1 protein-coding gene is annotated in these 668 nt (G+C 29.9%); it reads right to left on the bottom strand.

Going from position 1 to position 668, the window contains the following annotated elements:
- Positions 1 to 668: hypothetical protein (locus N1F73_RS03800; protein ID WP_260360169.1), on the bottom strand; the 668-nt coding region annotated here is incomplete at both ends.

Genomic DNA, 668 nt, shown 5'->3' with positions numbered 1-668 from the left:
CTGGGTTATTGTATAAATTAATTGCTTTATCTATGCCAATTTGATTTGTTAAAATTTCATCTTTAACTTGTCCTAATTTGGCAATAGCTGTACGAATTTGACTTTCGCTCGCTGACGCAAAATCATTTGCAAAGTCGGCATTTTCTTTTTCAGTATTGATGTTTTGGTTAATATTGAAAATTAAATTTGAATAAGCTTTGCTATTGGTTGCTTTGCTTAATTCATCTTTAACTTTGTTTAGCTCATCAACCTTTTTATTGAAATCATCAATTGCTTTATTTTTAGCTACATTTTCTTTGGCTAATTCTAATGCGGCTTTGGCGTTATTGTAAGCCTCGACTAATTTAGCTGGATCTAAATTTGCTGCTTTAATGGCAGCTGCTAAATCATCTTTGGCTTTTTGAACTTGTGCCTCATATTTTGCTTTAGCACCATCATAACCAACAAAATCACTATCAGATAAAACAGTTGCTAATTCATTATTGTAATTTTCATTAGCTTGTTTAACTTTTTGTGCTTCAAGTTTTTGTTTGTCTAATTTGTTAATGATATTTGTGTAATTTTGTGGATTTAACACATTTTTGTCACTTATTTGTGGGTCAATATCATCAGAGTTTAGAGTTGAGTTATTGTATTTATCAACAGCATTTTGTAAAATTTGTTTTGCT

The sequence above is a fragment of the Mycoplasma sp. HS2188 genome, from assembly GCF_025209835.1.
Lineage (GTDB): Bacteria > Bacillota_I > Bacilli_A > Mycoplasmatales > Metamycoplasmataceae > Mycoplasmopsis.
Note: the sequence above shows the minus strand (reverse complement) of the source record. Positions and strands in the feature narration are given on the sequence as shown.